Origin of the sequence: Geminocystis sp. (assembly GCF_041753295.1) — a bacterium.
In the GTDB taxonomy this organism is placed as follows: Bacteria; Cyanobacteriota; Cyanobacteriia; order Cyanobacteriales; family Cyanobacteriaceae; genus Geminocystis.
In genome coordinates this window covers 1-7,820 of record NZ_JBGSUU010000077.1, presented here as the reverse complement: position 1 = coordinate 7,820, position 7,820 = coordinate 1, and the positions used below count along the sequence as shown (strand labels likewise).

At 33.8% G+C, this 7,820-nt stretch carries 7 protein-coding genes; 4 read left to right on the top strand and 3 right to left on the bottom strand.

The genetic code is table 11. From position 1 onward, the window contains the following. Positions 1 to 483: 483 nt before the first annotated feature. The 3 genes from ACEW8E_RS08440 (at position 484) to ACEW8E_RS08430 (ending at position 2,796) form a co-directional block, all read left to right on the top strand. Positions 484 to 1,686, top strand: coding sequence for a response regulator (locus tag ACEW8E_RS08440; RefSeq protein ID WP_373479900.1), 1,203 nt, complete (start codon positions 484 to 486; stop codon positions 1,684 to 1,686). A 124-nt stretch (positions 1,687 to 1,810) separates the two neighbouring features. Next, positions 1,811 to 2,173: a response regulator transcription factor gene (locus ACEW8E_RS08435; protein WP_373479899.1), complete on the top strand. Its 363-nt coding sequence runs from the start codon at positions 1,811 to 1,813 to the stop codon at positions 2,171 to 2,173. Between the two features lie 86 nt (positions 2,174 to 2,259). Beyond that, the gene (locus ACEW8E_RS08430) at positions 2,260 to 2,796 is read left to right on the top strand and encodes a chemotaxis protein CheW (protein WP_373479898.1); all 537 of its coding nucleotides are present in this window, start codon (positions 2,260 to 2,262) and stop codon (positions 2,794 to 2,796) included. A gap of 14 nt (positions 2,797 to 2,810) precedes the next feature. Here ACEW8E_RS08430 and dndC read toward each other — a convergent pair whose 3' ends face one another. After that, entirely contained in the window at positions 2,811 to 4,370 is a 1,560-nt protein-coding gene (gene dndC, locus ACEW8E_RS08425) for a DNA phosphorothioation system sulfurtransferase DndC (protein ID WP_373479897.1), read from the bottom strand. A 124-nt stretch (positions 4,371 to 4,494) separates the two neighbouring features. On the opposite strand from dndC, the gene ACEW8E_RS08420 reads away from it, so the two are divergent. Continuing rightward, the gene (locus tag ACEW8E_RS08420) at positions 4,495 to 4,974 is read left to right on the top strand and encodes a DUF2062 domain-containing protein (protein WP_373479896.1); all 480 of its coding nucleotides are present in this window, start codon (positions 4,495 to 4,497) and stop codon (positions 4,972 to 4,974) included. Here ACEW8E_RS08420 and ACEW8E_RS08415 read toward each other — a convergent pair. After that, entirely contained in the window at positions 4,971 to 6,158 is a 1,188-nt protein-coding gene (locus tag ACEW8E_RS08415) for a glycoside hydrolase family 10 protein (RefSeq protein ID WP_373479895.1), read from the bottom strand. The genes ACEW8E_RS08420 and ACEW8E_RS08415 overlap by 4 nt on opposite strands. A gap of 214 nt (positions 6,159 to 6,372) precedes the next feature. Beyond that, a complete protein-coding gene (gene cofH / locus ACEW8E_RS08410) occupies positions 6,373 to 7,464 on the bottom strand; it encodes a 7,8-didemethyl-8-hydroxy-5-deazariboflavin synthase subunit CofH (protein WP_373479894.1) in 1,092 nt (363 codons plus the stop codon). Positions 7,465 to 7,820 lie beyond the last annotated feature (356 nt).

Here is a 7,820-nt window from a genome sequence, read left to right as displayed (position 1 = left end):
TTTAGACCCGCACTCTGGACATTGTATCATTTTTTTATTTTTGATAATTTGACCCCTTTATCTAAAAATCATACCTTAATTCAGCAACGCCAATATTTATATCAAGCAAGACATTTAATAGAGAACTTTTTTGCCAGATTAAAACAGTATAAAGCAATCGCTACCAGATATGATAAACGAAAAATAAATTTTAAAAGGAGGTATTTATTTAGCTTCAATCATAATCTGGCTTAATTGATGACACGCCCTAGGTTTCAGGTTTCAGGTTTCAGGTTTTAAATAATGAGTTTATAGACATTATTCAACATTCTTTCTAATTCCAATCTCCTAACTCCTAACTCCCCGTTTCCTTTTTATCTCCTAACTCCCCGTTTCCTTTTTATCTCCTAAAGTTATTGACGAATAAGTGATGATTCATTCATAATTATGATAACCTAAGATAATTAGATCGATTTGTCAGTATATATAATTGAGTAGGAATCAATGACTTCTAGCGAAAACACGTCTAATCCTATACCCTTTAAAGAATTTACCGCTTTAAAACAAACGGGTTTTTTTGAAAATCTCAAACAACCTCGATTTAGTGGTCAACTTTTGCTGACAGGCCCACGACAAACTAAATGGGTATTTTATCTTTATTTAGGACGACTGGTTTATGCCACTGGTGGAAATCATCCCGTTAGACGATGGCGCCGTAATTTGGTAGCTTATCTGCCTCATATCCCTTCTCACATGACTTCTATTCAAGGAGATGTTGATCGCCTAGAATTAGATGATCATAATAACTGTTGGGAGTATGAATTATTATGCTTCTGGGTTGAACAACAAAAAGTTAGCCTAGAACAAGCTGCAAAAATGATTCGTCAAACTATTGTGGAAGTTTTATTTGATGTTACTCAAGCAATGCAGGTTACTTGTGAACTCAAAGCGGATAAAAATTTACCCTTTTCCACTCGTTTGGTATTAATCGATGCAGAACAAGTAATTATAGAAGCACAAAAAGGATGGCAAGGGTGGCAAACAGCGAAGATTGCGGATCGATCTCCAGATATGGCCCCCATTATCACCCAACCTCAAGAATTAGAACAACAAACTAACCCCCAAATTTATCAAACCTTAAGTCAATTATTAGACGGGCAACAAACTCTTCGGGATTTATCCGTGAGAATGAAAAGAGATGTTGTTACTGTCACTCGTTCTCTATTACCCTATGTTCAAAGAGGTTTAGTTCGTCTAATCGAAATATCGGATATTGAACCGCCGAAACTGCCACAACATAACGATCTTGATGATCGAGCCTTAAATAATCAAAAAATTACCATTGCTTGTGTTGATGATAGTCCTTTAATTTGTCAAACTATGGAAAAAATTATTACCACCGCAGGTTATAACTTTATCGGTGTTAATGATGCTTTACGCGCCATTGCTGTTTTACTATCAAAAAAACCAGACTTAATCTTTTTAGATTTAATCATGCCGAATGCTAATGGTTATGAAATTTGTAGTCAATTAAGAAAATTAACTTTTTTCAAACATACTCCTATCGTCATTTTGACAGGAAATGATGGTTTAGTAGATAGAGTAAGAGCTAAAATGGTGGGCTCTACGGATTTTATTAGTAAACCAGTAGATACGGCTTTAGTGTTAGATACAATTCGGAAACATTTAAAACTAACGGTATCTTAATTAATTAACAAATAAATTAAGGACAAAGGACAAAGGATAAATATAGATTATAATTACTTCTTAGGCTTTGATAATGTCCTAATCAACTCGTTTTCTGCTATATAATAAATAGAGATTTAAACTTATGGGAAATGCACTGATTGTAGATGATTCTTCTACAGAAAGAAAAATATTAGTTAGTTATTTACAAGAATTAGGTATAACGGTTACTACGGCGGAAAGTGGCGAAGAAGCACTAGATAAACTTAGTAGTAACATTCCAGATCTGATTATCCTTGATGTTGTTTTACCCGGTAAAAGTGGGTTTGAAGTATGTAGAGAAATAAAAGCTGGAGCAAATACAGCAAAAGTACCCGTTATTATTTGCTCTACTAAAGGCAGTGAAATGGATAAATTTTGGGGAATGAAACAAGGTGCTGATGCTTATATTCCCAAGCCTGTGGATAAAAATGAATTATTTTCAGCAGTGAAAAAGTTAATCAAATAGTTACATAACTAATTTATTTCAGGGTGAATCAATTTCCCCTGTTATTCAAGGTTTAAAAAATTAACATAAAAGACAGTTTTCGAGTTATGAGTGAACAAATACTTCCTTTCTCCTCTCAAAGAAAAAATTTAGTCTCCGAAAGACAACAGTTTTTAAGATTTGTGCTGTTACCTGATACAAATTTAATGATTTCACTATCAGAAATTGCAGCAGTGTTAAAAATTCCTTTCGGACAAATTATTGCTATTCCAGAAATGCCTTCTTGGGTAATTGGTGTTTATAATTGGCGAGGGGAAATTGTGTGGATGATTGATTTAGGGCAACTTTTAGGTTTTACCCCTTGGTATCAACAATCGGTGGTTTCTTCTCATCATAAAGCGGTGGTTATTCATCCTAGTACACAAGATCGTAAAAATAGATCTTCGGGGGATTTAGTGGGATTAATTGTGAGTGACGTTAATGATATTGAATTTTGCGACACTGACAAGTTACATTCTCCTCCAGCTTCGGCGGTTACTCCTGATTTAGCACCTTTTTTGAGAGGATATTGGATAAAAGAAAATGGTGATATTATTGTAACTATCGATGGTGATGCTATTTTTGCCGCCATGCCGAAAGAGTAAGGAATCCTAATTTTTTATTCTTCTAATTCCTCCTTTTTTTGGTGAGCATATTTTAAATTTCCCCAGGTGAGTTTTTGTTGTAAGGTTTTAATGTCTCCTTGTTTAGCTGCATTTTTAACATCTCTGATATAATGAGCGTTAGCGATGGCTTCTTCTTTAGATCGTGAACTGGTTTCAAAACATTTTTCTAAGGATTGATAAATACCAATACGACGAATTTTAGTGAAAAACTGACGCTCAGTATCTAGTAATTTAGTCATTAATTCTAAGTGCATTTCATCTTCACATAATTCCTCTAAAATTTGCCATTCTTCAATGCCCAGTAAACTATTATTAGCACCAATACGAGGATCTATAAAGTCATTTCCCGTAATTTGTTTATAAATACGAGGTAAACTATCATCAAATTCGTGTTTTTCTTCTAACCAAATACGACGAATTTCGCTTAATTCTTCCGTAGTGATTAACTCAATGTTTTGAAATTCTGGAGGTGCAAATTTTTGGATACTGACTTGTGCTTCTAATACCTTTGTTAACCAATATTCGCGCCATTTTTTAAGGTAAGGACCAGGAATAGGCTCAATGGAAGTATCACCATCTACATTACGCTCGAATAACTCTACTTTTCCGTAAATACGGCGAAAATCTCGTTTATCTCGATCATTTTTTATATCCAATTCGTTGCGAATATCTAATAAAGGTTGTAACCATTCTTTTTCGTCATCATTTTGAATCATAGCCTCCATAGATTTATCTTTACTTACCATGGTACATACCCAACAACCGAAGCGAGAATCTCCGCAACTAGGGGTTGAAGTATCAACTACTAAAGGACATTCGTTATCAGCAGTCGCCCCCCGATACATAACGAATAAATCTTGATTATCTCCTCCCCAAGGATTTTTCCACTGTAACAAGTATAACCAAACTTCATCAGTACGCCAATCTTCAATAGGAGTATAAATATAAGAATTAGGTAAACGAGAATTAAGGTTTAAACGGTCACGAAATCTACCTTTGGCGTGTTTTTCCATATTTTTAGCACGAGTAACACTCTCGGCTTTTCTAACCCCTAAAACAAGGATAATTTCTCCATTATTGCGGACACTTTCCCTAATAAAACTATCTGCTGGTTGAATTTTCATTCTATCGGTACACCACCGAAATCCGTGACGAGGTGCAGGATAGCCTTTTCCCATCAAACACACCCAAAAGGTATCTTTAACCGCAGGAGTTAGTAAATGAGGCTCAAAAGGCATTTTTTGGGCAAAGGCGGCGATTTCCATTTGTTTTAAACAATCTTTTACCCAATGGGCAACAATCGGATTTTCCACTAAAGTATCTGTGGTGATGACATAAACTTTTTTCTGACGTTTTTCAACGGGTAAACCTGCGATGGCATTCCAAATTAACTGTACAATACAAGAACTGTCTTTTCCGCCACTGTAACCAATAATCCAAGGAAAATTATCTTGACAATATAACTCCTGAATTTCAGCTGTTAAAATTTTAATATCAGCGACTAATTCTTCTAAACTGCGAGGAGGAAACAGAGGAATTTGGGTACTATTCATAGAATAATTAATAATGAACAATTATTGATAAATAACATCTTAACTAAGTATCAACTATGTCTGGAATGTAATCATAAAATTAGTGAATGATTAATAAAATTATCAAATATATGATAAAAACTTAATGCAACACAATGTGAAGAAAAGACGAAAATCACTATCAATAAAAAGATATTGGGATTATTATAAGTTGCGATTATTGAGATTAAAAGAAAATCCTCACAAAATTGCTAGGGGTTTTGCTGCAGGAGTTTTTGCAGGGTGTTTTCCCCTTATTGGCTTACAATTTGTTATGGCGATAATTTTTGCTTTTATCTTTAAGGGTAATAAATTTACCGCCATCATCGGTACATGGATTAGTAATCCTTTTACTTATGTTCCTTTATTTTTATTTAATTTTCAAGTCGGTAAATTATGTTTGAGTTTTTTTATTGATAATCATCACATAGAATTTAGTTGGGATTCTTTAAAACAAATTAGTGATTTAGGTACAGAAATTACTACTACCTTGTTATTAGGCTCTTTTATTGTTGGTTTGTGTTTTAGTTTTGTTGCTTATTATGTAATTCTTTATCTGTTGAAAAAATGGAAAAAAATTAGTTAATTTCGTCGTTGAGGATTAAAAAATAATGCTCTAACAACGGCTTTGCGTAAATCATCACTTTCGGTAGTCGTATTTTCCCATAAAGTTTCATAGTAGAAAAAAGCTACTCCTAAACGGTATCGTCTTGCCTGTCGCACTTTATCCTCAATTAAAGTAATGGGAGTCGGTTTATTTCTTAATCCCGTTAAAATAGCTACACCTGTAGGAATTTTTTGTCTAGCAGATTGTATTTGTGGAGTGTTTAATTCTTTGACAAATGCTTTTAAATCAGGACGATAAACTTGGATAATTAACTCATCCACAATGCCTAAATTTACCCATTTATGCCAATCCTGTAAAAAGATATTGTAGGCAGTATGATAAGGATTTGGTGCGACGGAAAAAATAGCTGATGGTTTTCTTTCTTTGACGGCTTTATTCAATCTCACCATAAAATCAGTAATTTTATCAGCACGCCATTTCACCCAATGGGCATTTTTAAAGTTAGCTGGAGGATCTTTTTTTGTTTCTTGTTTATATAATGCTACAGTATAAGGATCATAACCAAAATCTCTAGGTAATACAGTATGATCATCAAATTGAATACCATCTACAGGATATTTGGTGATAATTTCTAAAACTAAATCCATGATAAACTGTTGTACTTGGGGATGAAAAGGATTCAGCCAAACTACTGAACCACCAGCACTTTCACCTATCTTACTCCCATCTCGGCGATTCGTTATCCATCGAGGATTTTTGATGGCTAATTCTGAAGATGGCGGTGTCATAAAACCAAATTCAAACCAAGGAATTACTAATAATCCTTTTAAATGTCCTTCTTCAACAATATCTCCAATTACATTCTTATTATGTTCACTAGAGCGCACCAGAGGAGGAATGCCCACTCTTTGTGCCACTTCACTAGGATAAGAAACATAACCAGAATTCCAAACTACAGGGTAAATAGTATTAAAGTTTAAATCCGCTAATTCTCTTAAACTATTTTCTAACCCCGGACGATCTAATAATACATCCGTATCATTTTTAGTTAGCCAAACTCCTCTAATTTCAGGGAAAGATGATTGACTGATAACTTGCTGAGGGTGAAGAAAAACAATAAAAAATACTGAGACTAAAAATAAGATAATAGTTTTTTGAATTTTATTGATATTTATCTGGGGGAGGGGAAAAAAATGAGTCATTCTCAAGGTGTCAAAAATTTGCTTAATCTATGTTACCAATAATTAAGTCATTGAATAATAATTGTTAATAGCCGATTTTGAAAAGTTATCTCCTCTGATGAAAGAATCGAATTGCTTTTTTACAAATAAAAATGCTTTCATCGTTATCTATATTTTGAACAAAACAAGAAAGATAACACAAGATACTTTGAATGTCAATCTCTAACTCAACCCACTATTGATATAAAGTATTTCTTTGACGATAAGGGCGATTTATGGATGCGATCGCATTTTTGATGGTTTCTTCCTCTAAACAAGTGCCTCCTTTAGCCCCTGCCATAGTGGTAATATGTTCTTCCATGAGAGTACCACCAAGATCATTACATCCCCATTGTAAAGCCTGTAATGCACCATCTAACCCTAATTTAACCCAACTTGGTTGATGGTTAGGAATTATATCCCCTAAAAATAAACGAGCAACGGCAGTTAACTTTAAACTTGATTGTAAATCAGGTTGATCTCTTCCCACACGATTTCTAAGGGGTTTTGGAGCTTGTTCTCCCACAAAAGGCAGTAAAATAAATTCAGTTATTCTGGCAGGATAATTTTTTTCAAGGGCAGTTTCCTGTAGCGATCGCAGCTTACCTAAATGTGATATTTGTTGTTCATGAGTTTCGATATGTCCACATAACATGGTACTGGTAGTAGGCATCCCTAAACGATGGGCAGTAGAGACAATTTCTAACCATGTTTCACTATTAAGTTTTTCAGGGCAGATAATTTGCCTCACAGTATCGTCTAATATTTCAGCAGCCGTACCGGGCATCGAACCCACACCATTATCTTTAAAAGCAAGAATAACATCACTATAGGTTAAACCATCTTGACGAGCAATAAATTCCACTTCTTGAGGAGAAAAAGCGTGTAAATGTAATTGTGGAAAATTATCTTTAATACTCTTCACCAATTGCAGATAATATTGAAGGCTACTATCGTTTATTTTTGCTTGAGGATTTAAACCCCCTTGCATACAAATTTCCGTTGCTTTTTTTTCCACTGCTAAAACACATTTTGCCAAAACATCCTCTAAATTAAGCCAAAATGCCCCTTTTTGATTTGCATCTCTTCTAAAAGCACAAAAGCTACAATGTTGTTCACAAATATTAGTAAAATTTATATTTCTATTAATAACATAAGTCACTGTTTCTCCAACTTGTTCTTCCCGAAGGCGATCAGCTTCCGTTCTTAAGTATGATATATCGTTATTTGAGGTAGATTTGAGTAAATTAACACCATCGACAGTAGAGAGAATAGTAGAAGTTGACATAAAATTTAGCAGGATTTACATAATTTAAACTAATGTATTGATCCGATTTTAACACCTCAATTTTGAAGAAAATAAAGAAAATATCAGAAAATCAAAATAACCCTATGATAACCTAATTTTATTATTGTTCACTAAAGTAAATCAGATTCAAAACCACAGACATCATATTTAATAGAAAAGGTACTTTTGTTAATGGAAAGTGAATAAAATCATTATACTCAGATCTTGCACCTCGTTAAAAATTAACTGGTGATGCTAGGGCAAAGGGCAAGGGGCAAAGGACAAAGGGATTAAAATTGACTCAAACTATACTAAAATTGATTTTTTGACTTTTGTTTATTAAGTATTTTTGATCT